General features: G+C 49.7%; 25 protein-coding genes. 19 read left to right on the forward strand and 6 right to left on the reverse strand.

Annotated elements, in window-relative coordinates; all coding sequences use genetic code 11:
* The first annotated feature begins 315 nt into the window (after positions 1-315).
* On the forward strand, positions 316-1,008 hold the full coding sequence (locus BJP58_RS30555) for a YitT family protein (RefSeq protein WP_194541834.1): 693 nt from the start codon (positions 316-318) through the stop codon (positions 1,006-1,008).
* Between the two features lie 69 nt (positions 1,009-1,077).
* On the opposite strand, the gene BJP58_RS30560 is transcribed toward BJP58_RS30555, so the two are convergent.
* The 3 genes from BJP58_RS30560 to BJP58_RS30570 form a co-directional block, all read right to left on the reverse strand.
* Positions 1,078-1,260: a DUF2188 domain-containing protein gene (locus BJP58_RS30560; protein ID WP_071223800.1), complete on the reverse strand. Its 183-nt coding sequence runs from the start codon at positions 1,258-1,260 to the stop codon at positions 1,078-1,080.
* A 131-nt stretch (positions 1,261-1,391) separates the two neighbouring features.
* Complete coding sequence (gene msrA, locus BJP58_RS30565; RefSeq protein WP_194541835.1) at positions 1,392-2,357, reverse strand: peptide-methionine (S)-S-oxide reductase MsrA; 966 nt, start codon at positions 2,355-2,357, stop codon at positions 1,392-1,394.
* A gap of 89 nt (positions 2,358-2,446) precedes the next feature.
* Complete coding sequence (locus BJP58_RS30570; RefSeq protein ID WP_194541836.1) at positions 2,447-3,058, reverse strand: TVP38/TMEM64 family protein; 612 nt, start codon at positions 3,056-3,058, stop codon at positions 2,447-2,449.
* A gap of 523 nt (positions 3,059-3,581) precedes the next feature.
* Between BJP58_RS30570 and BJP58_RS30575 the strand changes: the two genes are divergently transcribed.
* Both BJP58_RS30575 and BJP58_RS30580 read left to right on the forward strand, forming a co-directional pair.
* Positions 3,582-4,283: a TerC family protein gene (locus BJP58_RS30575; RefSeq protein ID WP_194541837.1), complete on the forward strand. Its 702-nt coding sequence runs from the start codon at positions 3,582-3,584 to the stop codon at positions 4,281-4,283.
* 91 nt (positions 4,284-4,374) lie between these two features.
* Positions 4,375-4,683, forward strand: a complete 309-nt coding sequence (locus BJP58_RS30580) for a hypothetical protein (RefSeq protein WP_194541838.1) — start codon at positions 4,375-4,377, stop codon at positions 4,681-4,683.
* A gap of 100 nt (positions 4,684-4,783) precedes the next feature.
* Here the strand turns inward: BJP58_RS30580 and BJP58_RS30585 are convergent, their stop codons facing one another.
* Positions 4,784-5,602, reverse strand: coding sequence for an AraC family transcriptional regulator (locus tag BJP58_RS30585; protein ID WP_100536197.1), 819 nt, complete (start codon positions 5,600-5,602; stop codon positions 4,784-4,786).
* A gap of 141 nt (positions 5,603-5,743) precedes the next feature.
* Between BJP58_RS30585 and BJP58_RS30590 the strand changes: the two genes are divergently transcribed.
* The 10 genes from BJP58_RS30590 to BJP58_RS30635 all read left to right on the forward strand — a co-directional run bounded on the left by BJP58_RS30590 (position 5,744) and on the right by BJP58_RS30635 (position 15,928).
* Entirely contained in the window at positions 5,744-6,844 is a 1,101-nt protein-coding gene (locus tag BJP58_RS30590) for a Gfo/Idh/MocA family protein (RefSeq protein WP_194541839.1), read from the forward strand.
* 172 nt (positions 6,845-7,016) lie between these two features.
* Positions 7,017-8,102 (forward strand): Gfo/Idh/MocA family protein, encoded by a 1,086-nt coding sequence (locus tag BJP58_RS30595; RefSeq protein ID WP_194541840.1) that lies wholly within the window; start codon positions 7,017-7,019, stop codon positions 8,100-8,102.
* Positions 8,103-8,147: 45 nt separating this feature from the next.
* Complete coding sequence (locus BJP58_RS30600; RefSeq protein ID WP_194541841.1) at positions 8,148-9,116, forward strand: sugar phosphate isomerase/epimerase family protein; 969 nt, start codon at positions 8,148-8,150, stop codon at positions 9,114-9,116.
* 45 nt (positions 9,117-9,161) lie between these two features.
* Positions 9,162-9,884, forward strand: a complete 723-nt coding sequence (locus BJP58_RS30605; protein WP_194541842.1) for a ThuA domain-containing protein — start codon at positions 9,162-9,164, stop codon at positions 9,882-9,884.
* A 172-nt stretch (positions 9,885-10,056) separates the two neighbouring features.
* Complete coding sequence (locus tag BJP58_RS30610; RefSeq protein ID WP_194541843.1) at positions 10,057-10,725, forward strand: uracil-DNA glycosylase; 669 nt, start codon at positions 10,057-10,059, stop codon at positions 10,723-10,725.
* Positions 10,726-10,872: 147 nt separating this feature from the next.
* Positions 10,873-11,193, forward strand: coding sequence for a winged helix-turn-helix transcriptional regulator (locus BJP58_RS30615; protein ID WP_071223811.1), 321 nt, complete (start codon positions 10,873-10,875; stop codon positions 11,191-11,193).
* 183 nt (positions 11,194-11,376) lie between these two features.
* Positions 11,377-12,051, forward strand: coding sequence for a hypothetical protein (locus BJP58_RS30620; protein WP_194541844.1), 675 nt, complete (start codon positions 11,377-11,379; stop codon positions 12,049-12,051).
* A gap of 179 nt (positions 12,052-12,230) precedes the next feature.
* Positions 12,231-14,669 (forward strand): nitrite reductase large subunit NirB, encoded by a 2,439-nt coding sequence (nirB, locus tag BJP58_RS30625; RefSeq protein WP_269468908.1) that lies wholly within the window; start codon positions 12,231-12,233, stop codon positions 14,667-14,669.
* Positions 14,670-14,765: 96 nt separating this feature from the next.
* The gene (gene nirD / locus BJP58_RS30630; RefSeq protein WP_071223814.1) at positions 14,766-15,083 is read left to right on the forward strand and encodes a nitrite reductase small subunit NirD; all 318 of its coding nucleotides are present in this window, start codon (positions 14,766-14,768) and stop codon (positions 15,081-15,083) included.
* A gap of 47 nt (positions 15,084-15,130) precedes the next feature.
* Positions 15,131-15,928 (forward strand): formate/nitrite transporter family protein, encoded by a 798-nt coding sequence (locus tag BJP58_RS30635; RefSeq protein ID WP_071223815.1) that lies wholly within the window; start codon positions 15,131-15,133, stop codon positions 15,926-15,928.
* 237 nt (positions 15,929-16,165) lie between these two features.
* Here the strand turns inward: BJP58_RS30635 and BJP58_RS30640 are convergent, their stop codons facing one another.
* Both BJP58_RS30640 and BJP58_RS30645 read right to left on the reverse strand, forming a co-directional pair.
* Positions 16,166-16,324, reverse strand: a complete 159-nt coding sequence (locus BJP58_RS30640) for an asparagine synthase (protein WP_071223816.1) — start codon at positions 16,322-16,324, stop codon at positions 16,166-16,168.
* Positions 16,325-16,408: 84 nt separating this feature from the next.
* Positions 16,409-17,134, reverse strand: coding sequence for a Crp/Fnr family transcriptional regulator (locus tag BJP58_RS30645; RefSeq protein ID WP_113057034.1), 726 nt, complete (start codon positions 17,132-17,134; stop codon positions 16,409-16,411).
* A 271-nt stretch (positions 17,135-17,405) separates the two neighbouring features.
* Here BJP58_RS30645 and adhE point away from each other — a divergent pair, with 271 nt between their 5' ends.
* From adhE to BJP58_RS30675, 6 genes are all read left to right on the forward strand, one after another.
* Positions 17,406-20,015 carry a bifunctional acetaldehyde-CoA/alcohol dehydrogenase gene (adhE, locus tag BJP58_RS30650; protein WP_194541845.1) on the forward strand — a complete coding sequence of 870 codons (2,610 nt, stop codon included), beginning with the start codon at positions 17,406-17,408 and terminating at the stop codon, positions 20,013-20,015.
* Positions 20,016-20,333: 318 nt separating this feature from the next.
* Positions 20,334-22,580: a formate C-acetyltransferase gene (pflB, locus tag BJP58_RS30655; RefSeq protein WP_194541846.1), complete on the forward strand. Its 2,247-nt coding sequence runs from the start codon at positions 20,334-20,336 to the stop codon at positions 22,578-22,580.
* Positions 22,581-22,623: 43 nt separating this feature from the next.
* Positions 22,624-23,364, forward strand: coding sequence for a pyruvate formate-lyase-activating protein (gene pflA / locus BJP58_RS30660; protein ID WP_194541847.1), 741 nt, complete (start codon positions 22,624-22,626; stop codon positions 23,362-23,364).
* A 209-nt stretch (positions 23,365-23,573) separates the two neighbouring features.
* Complete coding sequence (locus BJP58_RS30665) at positions 23,574-24,932, forward strand: ABC transporter substrate-binding protein (RefSeq protein WP_194541848.1); 1,359 nt, start codon at positions 23,574-23,576, stop codon at positions 24,930-24,932.
* Positions 24,933-25,023: 91 nt separating this feature from the next.
* On the forward strand, positions 25,024-25,908 hold the full coding sequence (locus tag BJP58_RS30670) for a carbohydrate ABC transporter permease (protein ID WP_194541849.1): 885 nt from the start codon (positions 25,024-25,026) through the stop codon (positions 25,906-25,908).
* The gene (locus tag BJP58_RS30675; protein WP_071223823.1) at positions 25,908-26,735 is read left to right on the forward strand and encodes a carbohydrate ABC transporter permease; all 828 of its coding nucleotides are present in this window, start codon (positions 25,908-25,910) and stop codon (positions 26,733-26,735) included. Before BJP58_RS30670 ends, BJP58_RS30675 begins: the two co-directional genes overlap by 1 nt.
* Positions 26,736-26,740 lie beyond the last annotated feature (5 nt).

Consider the following 26,740-nt stretch of genomic DNA (forward strand, 5'->3'; position numbering starts at 1 on the left):
ATTCCAGTTCATTCTAGCCAGCTGTTTAGCTTGTATGCCAACTGTGTTATAATAATGTAAGCAGTCTAATTAAAACGAGAAAGGATCAGGATACCATGTGTCCCCGAAGGACGAATCCCCAAAGGACGATTTGGAAACGTTATGATCTCTCATACACATAGCTTCCTTCGTAGAGCGAAGTCGGACGTCAGAAGACAAGGACGGTCTCTTACGAAAGGATGGGAACTATGGTTCGAAGGATGAACTCCTCCAGGTTGCCTCTATGTAGAGATTGGCCTATGTCTGACCAATCTACTACGACAAGAGGGATCCTGTATGAGGAAAAGACAAAACACAATTATCACCATGTCGGCGATGTTGTTCGGAACGTTTTTAATGGCTTTTACGTATTATCACATTAATTTTCACAATCATTTAACCGAAGGCGGCTTTGTCGGCCTTGCACTGCTTGGCAAATATGCGCTTGATATTCCGCCCGCATTAAGTATGGTCCTCATGGACATACCGGTTCTGCTGGTTGCCTTATTCATCAAAGGTCGGAAGTTCATTATCAATACCGTAGTTGCGGCGAGCATGTTCACCTTGTTCTACGCATTGATCGAGCGGTATTCCACGCTTGTGATCGATCTGAATCATAACTTGCTGGCAGCCGCGCTGCTGTCCGGTTTATTGACGGGCTTTGGTGCAGGCATCGTGCTCCGTTTCGGCGGAGCGACAGGCGGTGACGACGTGATCTCCGTGCTGTTCAGCGAGTGGAGCGGGCTTAAGGTAGGGACGGTGTTTTTCCTGATGGATGCCGTAGTACTGCTATTATCGCTATTCTACATGCCATTGGTTGAAACCTTATATACTATATTAGCCGTATCGATTGCCGGACAAGTGATCACCATCACAGTGACGTACGGTACCGAGAAAACGGAAAAGAAACCGATTCGGAAGGCGGTCCGTGCCCCAAGCACTCCGGTTACTCCGAAGACAGCGCAGCATACCGTTAGCGGCCGTTCATAAGACGGTCCAACTAAGAGAAGCTCACCCGCATGCAGGGTGAGCTTCTTTCGTATGCTTATGCCCGGATTTTCACTTCTCGTCCTTCGGATGATTCTCATCCCACTCCTGTGCCTTGGCGGTGGCGATAGCGATGGCACGACCTTCATCGTAATCTTCCTCCAGCAGGGCATTGGCAATTTCCACGGCTTTATTCCTCACCCGAGGCTCCAGGTTTTTCATGGATGGCGGATAATCATGTTTGCTCCAAGGCATGTGCAATCCCTCCAGTTCATCTCTAATTCGTATGTAATGTATATTACCCCGTGCAGCCAAATTGAATAAGCGGGTTCAATCGTACCAAAAAGTGCATTGCCCTGAAGGGCAATGCACTAGGAAACTTGGATTTATTCAAACAGCTGCAAATACTCGCCGTAGCCTTCCTTTTGCATCTCTTCCTTCGGTACAAATCGGAGTGCCGCAGAATTGATGCAGTAGCGAAGCCCGTTCGGCCCAGGTCCGTCGTCAAATACATGGCCGAGGTGCGAGTCGCCTTTTTTGCTTCTTACCTCGGTGCGGACCATCATATGGGTAAGATCCATTTTTTCCTTAATGTTGTATTCGCGAATCGGACGGGTGAAGCTCGGCCATCCGCAGCCGGCATCATATTTGTCCGTTGAGCTGAAGAGCGGCTCGCCGGATACGATATCCACGTAAATGCCTTCCCCGTGATGGTCCCAGAACTCATTGTGGAACGGAGGCTCGGTTGCGTTATTCTGGGTCACTTCATATTGGATCGGTGTCAGGCGCTGTTTAAGCTCGGCTGGATCTACCGGATCCGACCAGTGCTGCTCAATGAAATCCTCGCGTCCTGAACCTTTGCGATAGCGTTTGTAATGGCTCGGGTTTTTCTTGTGATAATCCTGATGATATTCTTCAGCTTCATAGAAAGTGCTGGCGGGGAGGATGGGCGTTACGATCGGTCCATCGAATCGTCCGCTGGCAGCTACGGCTTGCTTGGATTGCTCCGCAAGTTCACGCTGCTCCTCCGTGTGGTAAAAAATAGCAGTCCGGTAAGATGTGCCCCGGTCATGGAATTGTCCGCCCTCATCCGTAGGATCGATTTGCTGCCAGAAGAGCTCGAGCAGCTTTTCGTAAGGGAACACTTCCGGGTTATACGTGATTTGAACAGCCTCGTAATGACCTGTTGTATCAGAGCATACCTCTTCATAGGTCGGATTTTCCTTATGGCCGCCCGTATAGCCGGAAACGACCTTCAGGATGCCCGGCAGCTCATCAAAAGGAGAGACCATACACCAGAAGCAGCCTCCCGCAAAGGTAGCCAATTCACTTGGGGTTGAACGATTATTCATCTATTATCCCTCCATCGTTATAACATATAAATGTAAGTCTTACTCTATATTATAATCATTTTGGTCAGGGAAACCAAAATGATGCTCCGTTAAGCCGGTCTCCCTTTATACCACCGGACAGCGGCCAGGCACAGAGCGGTAACCAGCATAAGTCCGCCCGCGATACCCGCGAAGAGGAGCGGATGATCGGAAAACCCGCTGCCCAGCCAGGCATACAGGAGAATCGCGGGGATTTTACCGATGGCTGAAGCGGTTGTGTACGTCCAGAATGGAATGGATGCGACGCCGGCATAAATATTGACGGCCATTTGCGGAATAATGGGCAGTAAGCGCGCGAGCAGGATCGACTGAAAGGGGCGCCTTTCTACCAGGGCTGTAAACCTATGGATAGCCTCGTATTTGCCAAGCAGTCGCCTGCCGGGCTCCTGGTACAGGGACCGAACTGCCGCATACAGGATGACGGCCGCTATCGTTGTTCCGAACCACGAAATGGCTGCAGCCCAGAGTGTCCCATATGCATAACCGAGAATAGCGATAATGACTTTATAGGGCGCAATAGGAAATAAGGCAAGCAGGGCTGCCAGCAGGATCATCAGGTAGAGCGGGGGATTTCCTCTCAGCCAGTCTATGATTTCATGTCTGTATGCAAATGCCAGTATCAGGGCTGTTGAATAAATTGCGGGTATGATCCATCTCTTCATGTTCAATCCTCACTTTGCGAAAGTCAAAGTCAACCAGAATAGCACCATGATAGCAAAAAAACAGGACTGCTGCCCATATTTCGGACAGCTAAGCATTCGATTTCGGTGGGGAAAATTGAATATACAAGCGATTTTTCATATGTTATAATATGTCCAACCGAATAGTTCCCAAAGGGGAGTAGCTTCATAAGAAAACCTTCTATCGTGGCCTTTCAAGGAAGCAACCGCGATTCAAAGGTTGGTTTTCTTGCGATATAGAATTTCATGGGTTCCGCTGATAACTTATAAATTCTATATCGTAAGTAAAGTCGTCATTACGGGATCAATCATCCCCGGCTTTATTGGCAACGATTATGTTGTTTAGCGAGACCTTTGCCTGATTTATTTATGAATGAGGTGGAGGTCTATTTTTGCGCCCAAAAAACGCTGTAGACCTTGTAATCTAAGGGAACAGCGTTTTTTTTTTGGTGGAGGACATCGGTAGGTGTAAATCTAAAGAAAATGCAGAAAGGATGGGAGAAGCATGGATATCATGTCGATGGATTTTTGGATGGCACTGCTATCGATTGTCCTCATTGACCTTGTGTTGGCAGGCGACAACGCGATTGTTATCGGGCTTGCCGCTCGTAATGTCCAGAAGGAGGACCAGAAGAAGGTCATCCTGTGGGGTACCGTCGGTGCGATCGTGATTCGTATCGTGGCCACACTCCTCGTTGTACAGCTCTTAATGATCCCCGGCTTGCGATTGATCGGTGGCTTTGCCCTGTTGTGGATTGCCTACAAGCTGATGGTGGATGAGAAGCAGCATGAAATTTCCGCTGGCAACCAAATGTGGGCGGCAATCCGTACGATTATTATCGCGGACGCGATGATGGGACTGGATAACGTGCTTGCTGTAGCTGGCGCTGCTGGCGAAAGCTTCATGCTGGTTATTATCGGGCTTGCGATTTCGGTTCCAATTATGGTGTGGGGCAGTACCATTATCCTGAAGTTGACGGATCGCTTTCCTATTATCATCACGATCGGTGCTGCCGTGTTAGCCTGGACCGCATCGAAGATGATTGTGGAAGAGCCGATGATTCACAGCTGGTTCGCCAATGGCGTTCTGAAGTATGGTTTTGAAATTCTTGTTATTGCCATTATCATCAGTCTTGGAACTTGGATGAAGAAGAAAAATGACCAAAAAGCGAAGAGCCATCCGGTGCAGGTCAAGATGGTTGACTAGTTTAGACTTTGTCTGAGCGCAAGTAAACGGTATAATGTCTTCATGAACGAAGAGAGCTCCGAAGCCCTTTTCGCATGAGGAGGGGTAACGCATGGAATTTACGGAAAAATCCGTAGAAGAACGGATTGCGGAGTCGTACCGCCAGGACGAGGATATGATGATCCTCGTGTTTGCCCAGTGGTGTGTGAATCACGGACTTGACCCAGCGGAACTGTACCGTAAAGCATATCCGAATCAGCCGGACAATGAGCGGCTGGCACGGGTGCTGGAATTAACGGTGCCCAAGGAAGAAGCTGGTGAAATACCGGATCAGACCCTGCTTGGCGTCCTGTCATTATTCGGAAATGAAGACTTGGCTATCGTTGTATCCGAGGCGGCGGCCAACCGTGATAAGAAGTAATTTTGGATCATGGAATATCTTACATTTGATTCAAGAAAGAAGCGGGCCGATCAAGGAAAAACCTTGGTCGACCCGCTTTTTTACTGCACTGCTGGCACGATCAGTTTGACGTTCGGCTGGCCATGCGGAATTGTTTGGGCGAAACGCCGAATCGGGAGCGGAAAACGCGGTGAAAATAAGTATAGTTGGCAAAGCCGGACGTTTCGGCAACATCCTCCAGCGAGAGAGGACTAAACACAATCCGTTCCTTGGCCATGCTCAGGCGAACGTCCATGGTGTATTGCATGATGGTGGTGCCAAACGCTTCTTTGAACAGATGGACTGCCCGAGAGACACTAATGCCGACATGGGCCGCGACGTCCTCCAGCTTGAACATCGAGGAGGCATTCTCTTCAATGTAATTTTTCATGCGGTAGGCTAGATACGTCTTGGGTGTGGTCGATGGCTGCTCCGATAACAGGCGGTCCACTTCGAGGCACAAAATCCGCACCGTGTAATCCGAAATCTCCGGATAAGGATCCGATACACGGCGCTGCTCCAGCAGAATTTGCCGAAACAGACTCAGGTAACGCTCTTCCAGTGGAACCCGAATTTTGGTTGGGCGTTTCTTGGAATTCCACCACGCGTCAGCCCAGGGACCCTTGAAAAAAATATGGTAATCTCCGCTTTCGATGGTTAACTCACCCAAAGCGTTATATTCGTCATCTATTCGGAGTTCATAGGGTTGTCCTGGCGTGAAGATTAACAGATCCCCTGCTTCAACGAGTGACAGCTCGTCATCGATTTTGGCACGGCATTTGCCGTCGGTCTGCCATCGCATCAGGTAGGTGTCGAAACCGTCAGCCAGGGACATCTTGAAAGGTTTACGATGAAATGAGAAATCCGCTGCTACGACTTGGTTGGAAAGATTTGAATCCATTGCTAAAGTCCCCTTTGAAGAATAAGAAAATAATGACCAGATTGTTCATGTTTTAATCATATTCTTCATTTTAAACGAAAGCATAAAAGAATACCATGGTACTAGTCCGAGCACATCTAAAACACTCAAGGAGTGACAGCGATGAAAAAAATGAAAGCAGGTATAATTGGCTGCGGAACCATCAGCGGCGTATACTTCACGAACTTAAAGAACAGCCCTTGGGTTGAAGTCGTGGCATGTGCTGACCTTATTCCGGACAACGCGAAGAAGAAGGCCGAAGAGTTCAACATCCCGAACGTGTATACAGTTGAGGAGATGCTTGCACAGACTGACATTGAGTTTATTATTAATCTGACCATTCCGGCCAGCCACGCCAATGTGGACATTGCTTCGCTGGAAGCAGGGAAGCATGTTTACAGTGAAAAGCCGCTGGCGATTACCCTTGATGAAGCCCGCCGGGTGCTAAATATGGCAGATCAAAAAGGACTTCGCGTCGGCTGCGCGCCCGATACGTTTCTGGGCTCCGGCGTACAGACGGCCAAAGCCGCTATTGAATCCGGGCTTATTGGCAGACCTGTTGCCGCTACGGCGTTTATGATGGGTTCAGGACCGGAAGCTTGGCATCCTAATCCTGAATTTTTTTACGCGTCGGGCGGAGGTCCAATGATGGATATGGGTCCTTACTATGTATCGGCCCTCGTAGAGCTGCTTGGTCCTGCAAGCCGGATCAGCGCATCCACCGGCATCCAGATTCCAGACCGCGCCATCGGCTCCGGCCCGCTCCAAGGAAAACCGATTACGGTTCAGACCCCAACGCATTTAGCAGGGACGCTGGATTTTGAGAACGGTGCCATTGCAACCATGATTACAAGTTTCGATATCTTTGGCGGATCGAACCTGCCCTGGATCGAAATCTATGGCACGCAGGGAAGCCTAAGCCTCGGGGATCCGAACTACTTTAACGGCGAAGTGAAGCTCCGGAAGCACGGCTCCGAGGAATGGGAGCTGCTTGACCCCGCATTTGAATGCGGGAAGAACGAGCGGGGGCTGGGTATCAATGATATGATCCAATCAATTCATGAGCAGAAGGACCATCGCGTGAGCGCCCGTCTGGCATACCACGTGCTGGAGATTATGCAGTCGTTCCAGCAGTCTTCGCTGGAGGGCCGACATATCGTTCTGCAAAGCACATACCGCTACGGCAAACTTCCGGCGCCGCAGCAGGCAAACATGTCGGAATAGCGAACTGGCAGCCCGGTTCATATTCTTGTACACTGGTTATGAACGACATGCAAACCAGCTTCTGACGGATCTGACAGGGGTGTGAGTTCTTGGAAATGGTCCGCATGAAAGCGTTGCACTAATATTTGGAGAGTTTCCAAAATGATCAAATGCCTATGGGGAGGAAATGGACATGTCGAAAACGTTGAAGATCGGAATTATCGGTTGTGGGGGAATCGCCAATGGCAAGCATATGCCGAGCTTGAAGAAGCAGGCGCAGGCGGAACTGGTCGCTTTTTGCGACATCGTAGAAGAGCGTGCGCAGAAGGCGGCTGCTGAGTACGGGGTTGAAGGCGCAAAAGTGTACACGGATTTCAGAGAATTGCTGCAAGACGGCAGCATCGATGTTATCCATGTATGTACGCCGAACGATTCCCACTCCGAGATTACGGTAGCATCCCTTGAAGCCGGCAAGCACGTGATGTGCGAAAAGCCTATGGCGAAGACCGTTTCCGAAGCCAAAGCGATGCTGGACGCCGCGAAGCGTACAGGGAAAAAACTTACCATCGGTTACAACAACCGTTTCCGCGACGATAGCATGTATCTGAAAGGCGTCTGTGAGGAAGGCGAGCTGGGCGAGATCTACTACGGTAAAGCGCTGGCTGTTCGCCGCCGTGCCGTTCCGACCTGGGGCGTATTCCTTGACGAAGAGAAGCAAGGCGGAGGTCCGTTGATCGATATCGGTACCCATGCGCTGGATTTGACCTTGTGGCTGATGGACAACTACAAGCCGAAGAGCGTGCTGGGATCCACGTTCCATAAACTTGGTCAACGGGAGAATGCGGCGAATGCGTTCGGTCCTTGGGATCCGAAGGAGTTCAAGGTAGAGGATTCGGCATTCGGGTTCATTACGATGGAGAACGGCGCAACGATTATTCTGGAATCCAGCTGGGCCCTTAACGTCGTTGAGACCGGCGAAGCCAAAGCCGTGTTGGCGGGTACAGAAGGCGGGGCTGACATGAAGGACGGTCTGCGTATTAACGGCGAGAAAATGAGCAGATTGTATGAAACCAAAGTCGATTTGAATGCCGGCGGCGTAGCGTTCTATTCCGGCTCCAAGGAAAATGATTCGGACCGTGAAGCCAGAATGTGGCTGGAGGCCATTATTGAGGATAAGGACCCTGTGGTTAAGCCGGAGCAAGCGTTTGTTGTAACGCAAATTCTGGAAGCGATCTATGAATCGGCGAAGACAGGAAAAGCGGTTTATTTCGATAACTAAATCTTGCAATCCCTACTAATATTAAGGTAAACCAGGAGGTATACAATGAAATTAGGCGTATTTATGGTATTGTTGAGCGGACGTAAATTGGAGGATGCATTGGACTATGTGGCATCCAAGGGTCTTAAAGCGGTTGAGATCGGAACAGGCGGTTATCCTGGGAATGCACATTGCAACCCGGTCGAGCTGCTGGAGAATGAAACTGCGCTGAAAAACTTCAAAAATGCGGTGGAATCCCGTGGGTTGATCATTAGCGCACTGAGCTGCCATGGCAACCCGCTTCATCCGCAAAAAGCGATCGCAAAAGAGTTCCATGACACATACGTAAAAACGGTAGAGCTTGCCGAGAAGCTTGAAGTACCTGTTGTTAACACATTCTCCGGCTGCCCAGGCGACCATGAGGATGCCAAATACCCGAACTGGCCGGTTGCGCCTTGGCCTAACGACTACCAAGAGATTCTGACCTGGCAGTGGGATAACAAGGTCATTCCTTACTGGACCGAATGGGGTAAATTTGCTGCAGACCGCAATGTGAAGATTGGTTTGGAATTGCACGGCGGCTTCTCCGTTCATACGCCTGGCACGCTGCTCCGTTTACGTGAAGCCGCAGGCGAAGTGATCGGTGCCAACCTGGATCCGAGTCATATGTGGTGGCAAGGGATCGACCCTGTTCAAGCGATTCAAATTTTGGGCCGCGAAGGGGCAATCCACCACTTCCACGCGAAGGATACAAGCATTGACCCGATCAACGTGAACAAGCACGGTCTGACCGATATGCAGTCTTATGCCAATATGCTGGATCGCGCTTGGCAGTTCCGCAGCGTAGGCTATGGGCATGACGTGAAGGAATGGGCGGATATGATGAGTGCCCTTCGTCTGGTTGGATATGATTATGTCGTAAGCATTGAACATGAAGATGGATTGATGTCGATTGAAGAAGGCTTCTCCAAAGCGGTGCAAAATCTTCAGCAAGTGCTGATCGAAGAGCCGCTCGGAGAAATGTGGTGGGTCTAACAGCTTAGAGTAACAACCGAATAAGCAATTAGGGGGAACAGCAAGATGCTTAACGTAACCATTTGGAATGAATTCGTACACGAGAAAATCCATGATGAGGTTCGGAACGTTTATCCAGCAGGGATTCACACAGCTTTGGCGGAGGGTCTGCAAAATCCGGATTTCGTTATCAGAACGGCAACGCTCGATCAGCCGGAGCATGGATTGACGGACGATGTACTGGATTCAACCGATGTGCTGTTGTGGTGGGGGCATATGGCTCATGACCAGGTAAGTGATGAAATCGTAAGCAAGGTCGTAAAACGCGTGCAGGATGGCATGGGTCTGATCGTTCTTCATTCCGGACATTTTTCCAAGCCGTTCAAAGCTTTGATGGGCACGAGCTGTGATTTGAAGTGGCGCGAAGCAGGAGAACAGGAAATTATTTGGAGTGTAAATCCGACACATCCGATTGCGGCAGGAATTACAGGCCCGATCATCATCGAGCACGAGGAAATGTACGGCGAGTTCTTCGATATTCCAGCCCCAGACGAGCTGGTATTTGTCAGCAATTTCGAAGGCGGCGAAGTATTCCGCAGCGGTTGCACGTTCAAGCGTGGTCATGGGAACATTTTCTATTTCCGTCCGGGGCATGAGACCTATCCAACCTACTACAACCCCGAAGTGCTGAAAGTGATCACCAATGCGATTAACTGGGCTTATTCCACGGCAGGCAAGCAAACCTTTGGCAACAGTCAGCCGGTTCGCGCGCTTCCCGTTTTAGTCTAAGTTTACGAGCGTTTATTAAGAAGTCATGCGTTAACGAGTCGTTCAGGGGGAGCCCTTGAGCGGCTCGTTTTATCGTTGGCGGTGAATGTTCACCGAAATGTTTTTGCCGGCTAGGGATAGAATATACCTAAGTATGGGGTATTGTATGATATACAAGAAGGGGGCTGTACACATGAATGAAGTACAAAGCGCACCTGTAGATCCCGCAATCATCGCCATATGCCAGGCCAAGCTTGTCCATCAACCCGTAGAGGGCTTCCTGCTGGGGAGAGGAGTCCGCTTCGCCAAGATTATGTTTATTGGGGAAGCACCCGGCGCCCATGAAGTTCTGGAAGGTTTACCTTTTGTAGGGCAGGCCGGGCAAGAGATGAATGCCTACCTGGAACGTCTGTCCCTGACCCGGGAGCAAGTGTATATTACCAGTGCCATGAGAAGCAGGCCCTATAAGGAAAAGCTAATCGTGAGATCCACGGGCGAGAGCGTCATCAGCCGTTCTAATCGCACGCCGACGAAGGCGGAAATATGGGCCCATGCACCTTTGCTTGATGAAGAGATCCGATGGGTTCGCCCGCACATTATCGCACCCATGGGAAATACGGCACTGCACCGGTTAATCGGAAGCCATGAAACGGTGACATCGCTGCACGGCAAACTGATGGAGGGCCCGGTCCAGCAAGCAGCAGATCCGGAGAATCCAAGTGCAGGCTATATGTTTTCGGAGGAAACCTATAAGATATTCCCTCTGTTCCATCCAGCGGCCGTACTGTATAATAGGAAATTGTCCACATTGATCCAGAATGATTTGGATATTTTGGCTCGTATTTTATGGGATAAAAGCTGATTTTATGGGAAAAAGGGGCTAGGTGGTTTTCAGTTTCTCGGAAATGTGCTAAAATGAAACATACTTACAATTCGTAAGTTTTCTAGTTTTTTGATTAAGCTTATGAGTTTCTATAAACAAGGTGACTTCGTAAAGAGGTGAAGGGATATGGAAGTTACAAATGTTACGATGTGTCCCCGTTTTGAATCTGCATTTTCTTTTCTGGGCAAACGGTGGAACGGTTTGATTATTCAAACGTTGATGAGCGGGCCTAAGCGCTTTAAGGATATTTCGAATTTGATTCCGTCCATGAGCGATAAAATGCTCTCCGAGCGGATGAAGGATTTGGAATGTGAAGGGATACTGATTCGTCATGTCTATCCGGAAACACCGGTACGTATTGAATATGAACTGACTGAAAAAGGCAAAGCACTTCGTCCGGTGATGGAGCAAATTGCATCCTGGGCAGAACAATGGGTCGAAAGATGAGTCATCTTAAGACTCCCCTTGATGATTAAACCCTGGCATGAGATATCCTCATTTCAGGGTTTTTTTTCTAAACGGAAGTATGGTTTCTGTTTATTTACGGCAAGAATATGTGGACATGCACCAAGCGGACGCAGCCGCTATATGATGTAAATAACGAGAGCGGCATATCAAGGAGGCGAGCCCATGACCAAGCGAACGTATATCTCCCGTTTCCATTATGGACAAGAGGACATCTCAGAACTTGAAAACGCTTCATTAAAAGTGCTTCATATTTTTGAGAAAACCAAGCGGATGCTGAGCCAGTATGTGCCGGACTCCCTGTGGTTAGCTGCTTCTGGAACAAGCCCGGAACCTGCAGAAAACGTTAACCAAAACGGTACCAGTGCTTCAGTCATGTTTCAGAAATGGGTCAAAGCCCCCGGCGGATGGAAGTTCATTGGTTATGAAACCGATCGATTTCATGCTACCGGGCAGAATAGGGGACGAACGGGAAGATTTCTGCAGATGATCATCTGGTCACTCTATGAGAAAATCGTGATGATGCATCCCTTCCTTGGCAGCGAGCCGTTTTTTGACGGGGAAGAGCTGGATGTGATTGCGAATTACTTTGTGCCTACGTATATCAGCGCCGTACCGTTGGTGGAGCAGGGAAAAGCCTTTAAGACCATACAGGCCGGCATCGTTCTGTATCAGGAGCATATTCAGGCGCCTGCCGTCACTATGCAATCGGATGGCGGCTTATTAGAGGGGAACTGGATGACCGGGGTAAATCTGGATGCGAAGGGGTTTGCGGGTATTCGCCCTTATTTAAAAGTGCCAAGCGGCGAACGAGCCTATATGGAAGCCGATATTATATAGAGGGTGTTCTCATCATAACCTTGTTCCGACGCGGACAGGGTTATTTGGTATTTTTGTTTAAAATTTTAACGATTTATGTGAAATATATCACAATAAATAATGCCGTCAGACGATATAATTTATGTGAAAGGAACGGAATACCACGATCTAGATAAACGTGTTGGGGAGGAATCAAACTTATGTCCAATATAAAGAGAGAAAAGTTAGTTGTCATTGGCAACGGTATTGCCGGGATTAGCACGGTCGAGCAAATCATTAAACTGGGTGGGAATTTTGACATCACCGTCATTGGACAGGAGCCTCATCCGAATTATAACCGCATTATGCTGTCGTATGTGTTGGAAGGCAGCAAAACCTTGGATGACATTGTATTGAATGATTGGAAATGGTACGAGGATAACCATATCACTTTGCATACGGGTGTCACCGTAACAGCCATTGATGGAGAGCGCAAGGTCGTGACAGCCGACAACGGATTGACGGTGCCTTATGACAAAGTAATGATAGCAACGGGCTCGAAGCCTTTTATTTTACCCGTACCGGGTAGTGACAAAGAAGGCGTTATCGGTTTCCGTAACATAGCCGATTGCACCCAGATGCTGGAGGCCGCTAAGGCCTACAAGAAAGCGGCAGTCATCGGCGGAGGGCTTCTGGGTCTGGAAGCTGCCAAGGGATTGGTCAGCCTCGGCATGGAGGTGACGGTGGTTCATCTCATGCAGGATTTGATGGAGAGCCAATTGGATTCGATGGCATCCGGCATGCTGAAAAGGGAGCTTGAACAGCAGGGTATCAACTTCTTACTAGGCAAACAAACAACCGAAATATTGGGAGATACCAGAGTCACGGGACTCCGGTTCAAGGATGGGGATGAGCTTGAAGCCGACCTGGTGGTCATGGCAGTGGGCATCAGAGCGAACACGGGAATCGCCCAAGCGAGCGGAATCGAAGTAAACCGGGGAATCGTAGTTAATGATTATCTTCAAACTTCCTGGCCGGATGTGTACGCGGTTGGCGAATGCTGCGAGCATCGGGGCGCATGCTACGGCCTGGTTGCGCCGTTGTTCGAACAGGGACAGGTGCTGGCGAAGCATCTGTGCGGCGTGGAAGGCCAGCCTTACGAGGGAAGCATTGTATCGACGAAGCTGAAAATCAGCGGTGTTGATGTATTCTCTGCCGGAGAGTTCATGGAGCAAGCCGAACACGCGGTGATCACCGCGAAAGATGATTGGCGCAAGACTTATAAGAAAATATTAATCCGCGACAATATCATTGTCGGGGCGATATTGTTCGGAGATGTGAGCGATTCGGCAAGCCTTCAATCCATGATTCGGAAAAAGACAGCCATGACGGATGAGATTTACGATTCGATCATGGGCACGGATCGTGCAGGGACAGGAGGCGGCAAGGCATTTTCGCTCGAAAAGATGCCCGACGATGAGATCGTATGCGGATGCAACGGCGTAACCAAAAAAGCCATCGTGGATGCCATTACTCTCCAAGGTCATACGACAGTGGATGAGATCAAAGCTTGCACAGGTGCTACCCGCTCGTGCGGCGGCTGCAAACCTGTCGTGGAGCAAATACTCCAGAGCGTATTGGGCGATGGCTTTAAGGCCGCAGGCAAACAAGGCATATGCCCATGCACGACACTCGATCGGGATGAAATCGTCGCCGAAATCCGTGCGAAGGGGCTTACCACGACGAAGGAAGTCATGCATGTTCTGAACTTCAGCAACCCGGAAGGCTGCTCGAAATGCCGCCCGGCCATTCATTATTATCTGGCCATGCTGAACCCGGTAACCCATCAGGAGGAGAGGGAATCCCGTTTTGTCAACGAACGGATGAACGCCAACATTCAGAAAGACGGCACGTATACGGTAGTCCCAAGAATGTACGGCGGCGTTACCACGCCGGAGGATTTGAAGAAAATCGCGGATGTATCGCTAAAATATAATGTGAAAGTTGTCAAGGTTACCGGCGGACAGCGTCTGGACCTCATCGGTGTTAAGAAGGAAGACTTACCGAGCGTCTGGGAAGAGCTCGATATGCCGTCGGGTTATGCCTATGCCAAATCGCTGCGGACCGTGAAGACCTGTGTAGGATCCCAGTTCTGCCGTTTCGGTACGCAGGATTCGATGGGCATGGGGGCATTCCTCGAGGAGAAATTCGAAAGACTGGATTTCCCGGCGAAATTTAAAATGGCGGTCAACGGATGTCCGCGAAACTGTGCCGAGTCGTGCACGAAAGATATCGGAATCGTCGGCAATGACGGTGGATGGGAAATATTCGTTGGAGGCAACGGCGGCACGAAGGCACGTCTGGCGGATTCGTTCTGCAAAGTGAAAACGGATGAAGAGCTGGTCGAAATCTGCGGAGCCCTGATGCAGTATTACCGTGAAACCGGTAAGTACCTGGAGAGAACCTCGGAGTGGGTAGAGCGTTTGGGACTGGAACAAATCCGAGCCGTTATCCTGGACGATCCGAAGCAGCGTAAGGAACTGGTGGAGAGAATCGAGCTTGCCCTGCAGCAAGTTGAGGATCCTTGGAAGAAAGTGCTGAACGACGAGAAGCTGCGTTATACGCTATTCGAGGATGCAAGACCAGTGATCAGCAAATAGAAGGAGGGAGGAACCTGCTTTCCTCTTGCCGCCTGAGCATATAGAGTTTATTGCAGTATGGATCGGAATAGACAAGAGAAGTGGAGGCTGCATGTTATGGAAACCGAAAGATTTATTACGGTAGGAAATGAAAATGATTTTCTGTCACAGCTCGGAAGGGTGGTCCATCTCGGAGACCGGGAGATTGCCGTCTTCCGGACTTCGGATCATCAATGGTTTGCGCTGGACAATCAAAGCCCGCATCCCAAAGGAGGGCCACTCTCGGAAGCCATCGTATCCGGGCACTACATCTACGATCCGTTATACGATTGGAAGATCGAGCTTTCAACCGGGCTCGTACAGGCTCCGGATCAAGGCCAGGTTCGTGTATACCCGATTCGCGCCGTGGACGGGAAGGTTGAGGTGGCTGTTTAAGGCCAGATCTCGCATATTAAACAGACGAAATCAAGGGGTGGTATCCCATGTTTAAAACGGATGTGGAAGCCGTTGTTAATGCCGCCGTCGGGAAAAAGGAGCAGATGAATCATAATCTGCTGCGCTATATGGTATCGGCTATGCTGGCCGGCGCGTATGTCGGCATTGGAATTGTATTGATCTTTAAGTTGGGGGCGCCGCTCGCGGCTGCCGGTTCGCCCTTCCAATCCCTCGTCATGGGAGCGGCATTCGGGATCGCGCTCACGTTGGTGGTGTTCGCAGGATCAGAGCTGTTTACCGGGAATCATATGTTTTTTACGATAAGCACATTATCCGGTCGAACGACAATGGGGGATACGCTGAAGAACTGGGTGCTCGTGTTTATCGGCAATCTGGCCGGAGCGATTCTGCTCAGCTATCTGGTGTATGCTTCCGGCCTGTTCAAAGGCCTGCCGCCGGACCATCTCATCTTCACGGCTGCCGCCAAGAAAATGAATGATCCGTTTATGGAGCTGTTCTTCCGAGGCATCTTGTGTAACTGGCTTGTCTGTCTGGCCTTGTGGATGGGGATTCGGGCCAAAGGAGAAACGACCAAGCTGATCTTAATATGGTGGTGTCTGTTTGCCTTCATTGCGACAGGGTACGAGCATAGCGTAGCCAATATGACACTTCTGACGCTCGCGACGATTTTGCCGGGGCATCCCGAGACCATTTCCATCGGCGGATGGATCAGCAACATGGTGCCGGTCACGCTGGGGAACATTCTTGGCGGCGGATTGTTTGTGGGGATGGCGTATTGGTTTATCTCGTCGGGAAAAGGGAGCAAGCAAAAGAAGGTTGCATAGTAGGCATCATAGAAAAGGGGCTGCTCATAAAGTGGGTTTACTCACTTGATATACAGCCGAAAAGAAGCGGTCGACCAAACGGTTGACCGCTTCTTTCATTTGTCTAATTAAAGTGAGGGATCTGCACGGAACGTCTCCTAACAAAAAAGAGGGATCCCGTCGGGCACATACATAAAAAGCCGTCCCTTCAGTTCAATGACTGAACAGGACAGCTATATGAATCTTGTCTTCCAATCCTTACCGATGTTCCACCAGGTCAATCGCACCAAGCACAATATGAGCCAGTCCGAAGCCGAGAATACCGGTTGCGGCAAGTTTATACTTGCTGCCAAGCAGAGCGGCACCCGAAGCAGAAACCACAGTTCCAAGAACAGCAGGAATCAAACCTTCACGCATGCTGAGCACTCCCTTTATTTTGGTTTGGAAAGACAAGGTTATTGTAAGCAGATGACTGTATATTATGCACTGAAGGGAGGCCGATTAAATCCGGCAGATTTCGTTCGGACACAACTCGCAATGGCAGATTTCCTGCAGCATCGGAAGATCTTTAATGACAATCATCCCGCCGGCATATTCGATAGCATCTTTTTTGCGCAGGTCACTCAGCATCCGGTTCACGCTTTCGCGGGTTGCGCCAATCATGTTCGATAGATCGGTGTGGGTAATCTTCTTGTTGATGAGAATAGTATCATCCGCTTGATGCTGCCCGTAGGTGTTGCTCAGCCGGATGAGTGTCGATGTTAAAGCGCCGGGCTTGCCGTACATCATGAGATCCCGAAATTTGGTCTGGGTGATGCGGTGGTGAATGCCCATCCACTTCATAAAATCAATGGCGAAGTCGCAGTGCTGACAGATCAGCAGCTCCAGATCCTTGTGCTCGATGACACCGACAACACTATCCTCAAGCACCTCTGCCGAGAAACTGTGATTGTTGCTGAAGAATGGATCGGCTTGCCCGACCATGTCTCCCGGATGGTACATATATAGAATCAGTTCTTTGCCTTCATCGGTCGATTTGGTTAATTTGATTCTTCCTTGTTTAACGTAGTACAGCTTGTCGGCGAAATCGCCTTCCCAGAACAAATGGGATCCTTCAGGGAGTACCCTTTCCTTCATGCTGACCAGCAGACGGTTGCGGTTTTGCTCCGAGAAGCACTGCGTGTTCCCTAAGTTTTCGATTTCCATTACATGGTCTACAGTATTCATGTTGGTATCCCCTAACATCCTAAAATTTGATCTGTTTAATCTTTAAATACATTATAACGTGAAAACATTCACTTTTGGAGGGGAATAAGAGGGAAATCGTGGCGAATTTTCAAACTTTGTGACCTCTTTCACTTGAAAGGAGGGGGAGACAGGTGTAAATCACACAGAAAAGATAAATACTTATATTGTGAAATAATTCACATGAAATTAAAAACAGCTGTGTTACGATCAAAGCGTAGAAAGAAACATGAATCATGGGAGGATGAGAGATATGGCTGTGAGCAAAGGAACGGTGGAAGTAAAAGGACAAACAGCGTCGGAGTACATTCAGGGGCTGATTGACAAGGCGAATCGGGCCAAAGAAAAGTTTATGGAATTGAATCAGGAGCAAGTCGACGGGATTGTACAGGCCATGGCCATGGCAGGTCTTGAGAAGCACATGCAGCTGGCGAAAATGGCGGTTGAGGAAACCGGACGCGGCGTGTACGAAGACAAGATCATCAAAAACCTGTTTGCCACAGAGTATATCCACAACAGCATTAAATACGACAAAACCGTGGGTATCATTGAAGACAACGCCTATGACAGCTTTCAAAAAATAGCAGAACCGATCGGGATTATCATGGGGATAACACCGGTAACCAATCCGACCTCCACGACGATATTCAAGGCACTGATCTCCATTAAAACAAGAAACCCGATCATCTTCGGATTCCATCCATCCGCGCAGGCCTGCAGCAAGGAAGCCGCACGGATACTGCGGGATGCTGCCGTGAAGCAAGGTGCTCCTGCCGATTGCATCCAGTGGATCGAAGCTCCTTCCATGGATAAAACCAATGCGCTGATGAATCATCCTGACGTTGCCTGCATTCTGGCTACAGGCGGTTCGGCGATGGTCAAAGCGGCATACAGCTGCGGCAAGCCTGCCCTGGGCGTTGGACCAGGAAACGTGCCTTGCTTTATTGAGAAGAGCGCGGATTTGGATCAGGCAGTGAACGATTTGATTTTGTCCAAAACCTTTGATAACGGCATGATCTGCGCTTCCGAGCAGGCTGTCATTATCGAGGAGCCTATATATCATACAGTGAAGAAAAAAATGATTGCCAGCGGCTGTTATTTTGTCAACAAGGAAGAGCTGGCGAAACTGACTGCGCATGCGATGGTATCGGATAAATGTGCGGTAAATCCTACTATCGTCGGACAGCCGGCAGCTAAGATAGCCGAGGCTTGCGGATTCGAGGTACCTGAAAGCACCAAGATCCTGGTCGCCGAGCTGGAGGGAGTCGGACCTGCCTACCCGTTGTCTGCCGAGAAGCTTAGCCCGGTGCTGGCCTGCTATAAAGTGAAAGATGCGGAAGAGGGCATCACGCGCGCTGAAGAGATGGTTGCTTTTGGCGGCATGGGCCACTCGTCGGTAATCCATTCGCACAATGAGGACATCATCATGAAATTCTCGGATCGGATGAAAACCTGCCGTATCCTGGTGAATCAGCCATCTTCGCAAGGCGGTATCGGCGATATCTACAACACGAATCTGCCATCGCTGACGCTGGGCTGCGGTTCGTATGGACGTAATTCCACTTCGTCGAACGTGACGGCTGTCAATTTAATCAACGTGAAAAGGGTGAACCGCAGAACCGTGAATATGCAGTGGTTTAAAGTGCCGGACAAAATTTACTTTGAAAAAGGTTCGACGCAGTATCTTGCGAAAATGCCGGAAATCACCCGTGTCGCTATCGTTACCGACCCCATGATGGTGAAGCTGGGTTATGTGGAGCGGGTAGAGCACTATCTGCGTCAGCGCAGAGTGCCGGTAGCCATCGAAGTCTTCTCGGAGGTTGAGCCGGATCCTTCGACAACGACCGTAGAACGCGGAACGGAAATGCTTGCAAGATTCCAGCCGGACTGCATCATCGCCCTCGGCGGCGGATCGCCAATGGATGCAGCGAAAGCCATGTGGCTGTTCTATGAATATCCGGATACGGATTTTAACAATCTGAAGCAAAAATTCATGGATATCCGCAAGCGGGTCTATAAATATCCGAAGCTAGGACGGAAAGCGAAGTTCGTTGCCATTCCAACAACGTCGGGAACGGGCTCGGAAGTAACTTCGTTTGCCGTGATCACGGACAAAGGGCTGGGGAATACCAAGTACCCGCTGGCTGATTATGAGCTGACACCGGATGTGGCGATTATCGATCCGGAATTCGTTTACACGCTGCCTAAAACGGCGGTAGCCGATACCGGCATGGACGTTCTGACACATGCAATTGAAGCCTACGTATCGGTGATGGCCAGCGATTATACGGATGGGCTTGCCATCAAGGCCATACAGCTGGTGTTCCAGTATCTTGAGCAGTCGGCGCTTACCGGCGACAAACTTGCCCGCGAAAAAATGCATAATGCTTCGACGCTTGCCGGCATGGCTTTTGCGAATGCGTTCCTTGGCATCAACCACAGTCTTGCGCATAAGTGGGGCGGACAGTATCATACGGCACACGGACGCACCAATGCGATCCTGATGCCTCACGTCATCCGTTACAACGCGAAGAAGCCAACGAAATTCGCTGCATGGCCTAAATACACCCACTTTGTGGCTGATGAGAGATATGCTGAAATCGCGCGGATTCTCGGACTGCCGGCAAGAACGACGGAAGAGGGCGTGAATAGTCTGATTGGCGCAATCCGGGAGCTGAACAGCAAGCTCGGGATCGAGGAATCGTTCCAGCAGCTTGGCATCGACCCTAAAGATTTCGAGAAAAATGTTGAGCATTTGGCGGACCGGGCTTTTGAAGACCAGTGTACAACGAGCAATCCGAAGCTGCCGCTGGTAACGGAGCTCGCAGAAGTTTACCGCAACGCATTTTACGGCCGGTTCTAGACAGGATAGACTCTAAACGCTGATCGTGAAGATCCATGAAGATTTTGAGGTAAGGCATGCAAAACTAGACTCAGAGTGATAAAAGTCACGGGAAAAGATAAGTTTGTGATTATTATCACAGATGCAGGAGATCAACAGGACTACAATAAAGATGTAGAAGGAAGCTGAATCTCAGATCTTTGATATAGAAGCTTGAAGGCACAAGGCGGGGTAGTGGCACCATTGATCGTGAAAATAATCACATTAAAGATCTGGGATAGATCAAGGTGTGGCCCCGCCTGTCCTTGCAAGCCCCAGCAAATCTAGGAGGGATTCAATATGTCGGTGATTGAAAAAGAAGCAGGCTGGAAAGGTTTTAAATCAGGTAAATGGACCAAGCGGATTGACGTTAATGATTTTATTGCTGAGAACATTACTCCCTATTATGGCTCTGATGAATTTTTGGCTGGACCCACGGATAACACCAAAGCGCTGTGGGATATCGTATCGGATTTAACCAAGAAGGAAAGGGAGAATGGCGGGGTTCTGGATGTGGATGTCCATACACCATCAACCATCACCTCCCATCAACCCGGCTATTTGGATAAGGATAAGGAACAGATTGTCGGCGTTCAGACCGACGAGCCGTTCAAACGCTCCATCCAGCCTTTCGGCGGAATCCGGATGATGATTGATGCGTGCAACGCATACGGCTTTGAAATGCCGCAGGCGGTTGTGGACATCTTTAACGGCATACGCAAAACGCATAACCAAGGTGTGTTTGATGCCTATACTCCTGAGATGAGAGCAGCGCGCAAGGCCGGGATTATTACGGGTCTTCCCGATGCGTACGGCCGTGGACGTATCATCGGTGACTATCGCAGAGTATCGTTATACGGCGTGGACGCGCTGATCCAGGACAAATTGAGAGAACTCGCCGAGCTTGAAGTGGATGCGATGGATGAGCCGGTCATCCGTTTGCGGGAAGAATTGTCTGAACAAATGCGGGCGCTCAAGGAACTGAAGGAAATGGCGGCTATGCATGGTTATGACATCTCCAAACCTGCGAATACGGCGAAGGAAGCATTCCAGTGGCTGTATTTCGGTTACTTGGCCGCTATCAAGGAGCAGAATGGCGCTGCGATGTCGCTTGGCCGGGTATCTTCTTTCCTTGATATTTATATTCAACGGGATCTGGCTGAAGACAAGCTGACGGAAGAAACAGCCCAGGAACTGGTCGACCATTTCGTAATGAAACTTCGGATTGTGAAATTCCTGCGTACGCCGGATTATAACGAGCTGTTCAGCGGGGATCCGACGTGGGTGACGGAATCCATTGGGGGCATGTCGGTAAACGGTGAGACGAGAGTGACCAAGAACAGCTTCCGTTTCCTGCACACCCTGTACAATTTGGGGCCTGCTCCGGAACCGAACTTGACGGTGCTATGGTCGGAGAAGCTGCCGGAAGCCTTCAAAAAATATTGTTCGAAAGTTTCGATCGAAACCAGCTCGATTCAATACGAGAACGATGATCTTATGCGCCCGATCTACGGAGACGATTACGGCATCGCCTGCTGCGTATCCGCAATGCGCATCGGAAAGCAGATGCAGTTCTTCGGAGCCAGAGCAAACCTCGCCAAAGCGCTGCTCTATGCGATTAACGGCGGTAGAGATGAGAAATCCGGCGCCCAGGTTGGACCGGAATATCCGGCCATCACCGCGGAAGTTCTGAGTTATGATGAGGTCATGAAGCGGTTCAAGGCGATGATGGAATGGCTTGCGAAGCTCTACATGAATACGCTCAATGTGATCCATTACATGCATGACAAATACAGCTATGAACGGATCGAGATGGCGCTTCACGACCGGGATATCCTGCGCACGATGGCATGCGGCATTGCAGGCCTGTCCGTAGCAGCGGATTCACTGAGCGCGATTAAATATGCGAAGGTGAAGCCGGTACGCAACGAGCAAGGGATTGCGGTGGATTTTGAAATCGAGGGCGAGTTCCCTTGCTATGGCAATAATGATGATCGCGTGGATAGCATCGCTGTTGAGCTGGTCGAGGCCTTCATGAGCATGATTCGCAAGCAAAAGGCATACCGTGATGCCATGCCAACGCAATCGGTGCTCACGATTACGTCGAACGTTGTATACGGCAAGAAGACAGGAACCACGCCGGATGGACGTAAGGCAGGCGAGCCGTTTGCGCCGGGCGCGAATCCAATGCACGGACGCGATAAGAAGGGAGCTCTCGCTTCGCTGACCTCCGTGGCCAAGCTGCCATACGAGGACAGTCTCGACGGCATCTCGAATACGTTCTCGATCGTACCGAAAGCTCTTGGCAAGGAAAGTGATATCCGTGTGAACAACCTGGTTGCGATGCTGGACGGTTACTTTGGCAGCAAAGCGCACCATCTGAACGTCAACGTATTTGACCGGGAGCAGCTGATGGATGCGATGGAGCATCCGGAGAATTATCCGCAGTTGACGATCCGGGTATCCGGTTATGCGGTCAACTTCGTCAAACTGACGCGCGAACAGCAGCTTGACGTTATCAACCGTACGTTCCACGGATCGATGTAAGGATGGAAGACTACCATAGCGGATACGGAAAGGATGACGCACCATGCTAAAAGGTCATGTACACTCCATAGAAACGTTCGGAACGGTGGACGGTCCGGGTATCCGCTTTGTGCTCTTCATGCAGGGCTGCCTCTTGAAGTGTCAATACTGCCATAATCCGGATACCTGGGGACTGCATGAAGGACGCGAGATGACGGTAGATGACGTATTGGCAGAGATTGAGCCTTATCTGAGCTACTACCGTTCATCGGGGGGCGGGTTAACGGTCTCCGGCGGTGAGCCGACATTGCAGTATCCTTTTGTCACGGAGCTGTTCAAGGAAGTGAAGCGACGCTGGAATTTGCATACGACGCTGGACAGCAACGGCTATAATGAACCGGAGAAAATATCGGAATTGCTGGAGCATACCGACTTGGTGCTGCTGGATCTGAAGCATATCAACGACGAGAAGCATATCAAGCTCACCGGGAAGTCCAATGAACGGACGTTGAAGACCGCCCGCTGGCTGTCCGAACATGGTCGGAACATGTGGGTCCGGCACGTATATGTGCCGGGCATCCATGATAGCGAAGAAGACTTGATTGAGTTAGGTCAATTTATTCGGACGCTGCACGGCGTCGAGAAATTCGAAATTTTGCCATATCATCAGATGGGCGTGTATAAATGGAAGGAACTCGGCATGGCTTATCCATTAGAGGGCGTTCCTTCACCATCCGAAGAGGAAGTGGCACGCGCTTACCGGTTGATTGGCGAAATACCCGAGAATATAGAGACTGTCCAGTAATGATTTCAGCTGCATAATACTAAACATAATATGTTATGATTAATGACAATAACCTTTCCTAATAATGGAAGGGTTATTGTTTTTTTGTAGAGGATTTTATCCCTTGGATAGAAAAATGTCGACCTATCGAAATATGCAATCGCTTTCTATAATGAAGATGTAAGGAAAGTGCCTATCAAATATACAAACACTTCGGGAGGGTCAAGACAATGAAGAAAAAGGGTCTGGCATTATTAATGTCGCTTCTGTTCGTCTCATCCACGCTTTTGTCTGCGTGCGGCGGCGGTGACAAGGCAGCAGAGAAGCCGTCAGGTGGTTCGGAAGAAACGGTAAGCAATGAGCCGTTTGAAATCACCATCCGCCATACGCAAGTAGGTGAATCCAAGAAGTTCCGTCTCGCATTGCTGAACGATGTGGTCAGTAAGACCGAAGAGGCGGTGCCCGGACTGAAAATCAAGCTGGACGCTGTAGACTCTGAAGTGAACCGTAAAGAGAAGCTGAGAGGCGAGATGGCAGCCGGTAAGCCGCCGGAAGTGTTCGATGTGTTCGGCAGCCCCGATGCAGGCGTATATTCCAAAGAAGGCTTGATGCTCGATTTGACTCCGATTTTGGATGAGCTGGGCATTAAAGACAAATTTACGACGCTAGACCCGTTCACACATGATGGCAAGATCTACGGATTGCCGATTGGCGGTTCCATCGAAGGTATTTTCTATAACAAGGACTACTTCACGCAAAAAGGGCTGAGCGTTCCAAAAACATTGGCTGAATTAGAGCAAATTGCCGAAACCATCAAAGCCGACGGCAAGATTCCGTTCGCGCAATCCTCCAAGGATGCTTGGATTCCGCTCATGACCACGAATAACTTGTGGAGCTATTACGCGGGGCCAGAGGTTACTTACGGCTTCAAGACCGGAGAAACGAAATGGACGGATCCGAAAGTCGTTGAAGGTGTGAAGAAGCACCAAGAATGGGTTGAGAAAGGGTACTTCAAAAAAGGCGAGCTCGGATTCGAATATGCGGACATGAGAAACCAAATGATTACCGGCGAAGCCATCATGATGATGGACGGATCGTGGGCGAACTCCGTATTTAGAGATCCGGCTCAAGCGGGTGACATGGTAGGCAAGGTCGGATACTTCAACCTGCCTCCGGTTAATGAAGGCGACCCAGTCATTGTCATGCAGGACGCAAACAACGGATATGGATTTTCGGCAGCGGTTGCGGAAGATCCTCGTAAACTTCAGGCGGTTAAAGAGTTCATCAAAAATATGTGGACAGATGAAATGCAGCTTCGCGGACTGAAAGAAGACGGTGTACTGCCGGCGATGAAGATGGATCTGGCCACCATGAACTCCACTTCGGACGACCCGCTTATGCAAGACATTTTCAAAGGCGTAAGTGAGATCAACAAATCCTTCCCTGCCTTTGATGCACTTGTTCAAGCAGACGTGAACACCGCACTGAGCATGGGAATTCAGCAAGTCATCGGCGGCGAGCTTGATGCCGAGAAGATGCTCGAGAATGTGCAGGCAGCGCAAGAAGCGGCCAATGCTTCAGAGGAATAACTACAATCCTAGACGGAAGGGCACCACCCGCTGCGGTACTTGGGGGTGCCCTTTCGCCTAAACAACATCAGACATAAATACGGAGGTTACCATGAACAAAGCGCTGAGAAATCCTCTGATTTACATCGTTTTTGTGCTGCCGGCATTCTTGCTGTTTCTGGCTTTTTTCATATACCCGATCTTTACTGCATTTGACAACAGCTTTACGAGCTGGAACGGCATCTCCAAAGATGTGAAGTATATTGGGTTCGATAACTATGTAACAGCCTTGAATGACGATGCTTTTTGGAAAGCTGTCAGGAACAACGTTTATTTCATTCTCTTTTCCTGTTTGATCCAGGTTCCGACGATCATAATCTTTTCCCTGTTAATCGCAAACGTGAAGCGTTTGAAGGGGCTTTATAAAACGGCGGTTTTCGCGCCGTCCATCATGTCGACGGCTGTCATCGGCATTTTATGGGGATTCATTTACAATCCGGACTTTGGTCTGATGAATGAGATTTTAGGGCTGGTTGGCATTGAACCCATCTATTGGTTATCGGATCGCAAATGGGCCATGATTGCCATCCTGATCACAAACGCGTGGCAATGGACCGGCTTTTACATCGTGATGGTGCTTGCCGCAATTTTATCCATACCGAAGGAGCTTGATGAGGCTGCGGCAATCGATGGAGCGACAGGCGTCCAAAGAGCAACCAAAATCACGCTTCCCTTAATTATGCCAATTATCTCTGTTGTGATCATGCTGTCGATCGCGGGAGCCATGAAAGCGGCGGACATTATTCTGGTTATGACCAAGGGTGGGCCGGCCGGCTCAACCGACGTTATGGCGACATATATGATTCGATATGCAATTACGAGCTTCAAGCATGGCTTTGGCAATTCGATCGCCGTGCTGATCTTCCTCTTTACGATTATTGTAACGGTGCTCTACCAGGTGCTGGTCGCAAGACGCAACGAAAGGATTGAATACTGATGAGAGCAATAAAGAAACTGATCCCGCACATTTTTCTGATGGCCTACTTGCTCGTCATACTATATCCATTCCTGTTCGTCCTGTTCTCTTCCGTGAAGGTGGATAACCAGTCCATTGCTACGAACCCATTTGGTTTGCCAAGCACGTTGGTATTTGATAACTATGTGAACGCATGGGTGAGCGCCAAAATTAGCACGTATTTCTGGAACAGCTTATACATCGGCGTGCTGTCAGCCTGCTTGTCGATTCTATTTGCGGCGATGCTGGCTTTTGCCGTGACGCGGATGAGATACAACCGGATCAGCGCGATTGTCTTTCAATGTATTTTGATAGGTATGCTGATTCCAAATAACTCTCTCATGCTGCCGATATATGGCATGATGAGGCAGTTGGATATTTTGAACACGCATATGGCCCTGATTCTGCCGTATGTTGCCAATGCCATCCCGTTCTCGGTTATTATACTGGCTGCCTTCATGCGGTCGCTGCCCGGTGAAATCGAAGAAGCCGCGGTTATTGATGGATTGAGGTCCGGAGGGTTGTTTGCTAGAATTATCTTACCTCTGACCGTACCGGCCATCGTTACCGTATTTATCATCAACTTCCTGGGTAACTGGAACGAATTCTTGCTTGCTAACTATTTCCTATCGAATGATGAACTGAGAACGCTGCCTGTCGGAATGGTCGGATTCAGGGACGCCTACAATATGAACTACGCACAGATGTCCGCGGGTATCGTATTCAGCGTGCTGCCGGTCCTTATCATTTATGCCGTGCTGCAAGAGAAGATCATTGAAGGCGTTACCGCAGGAAGCGTCAAGGGGTAATACCA

Source organism: Paenibacillus sp. JZ16, assembly GCF_015326965.1.
In the GTDB taxonomy this organism is placed as follows: domain Bacteria; phylum Bacillota; class Bacilli; order Paenibacillales; family Paenibacillaceae; genus Paenibacillus_AQ.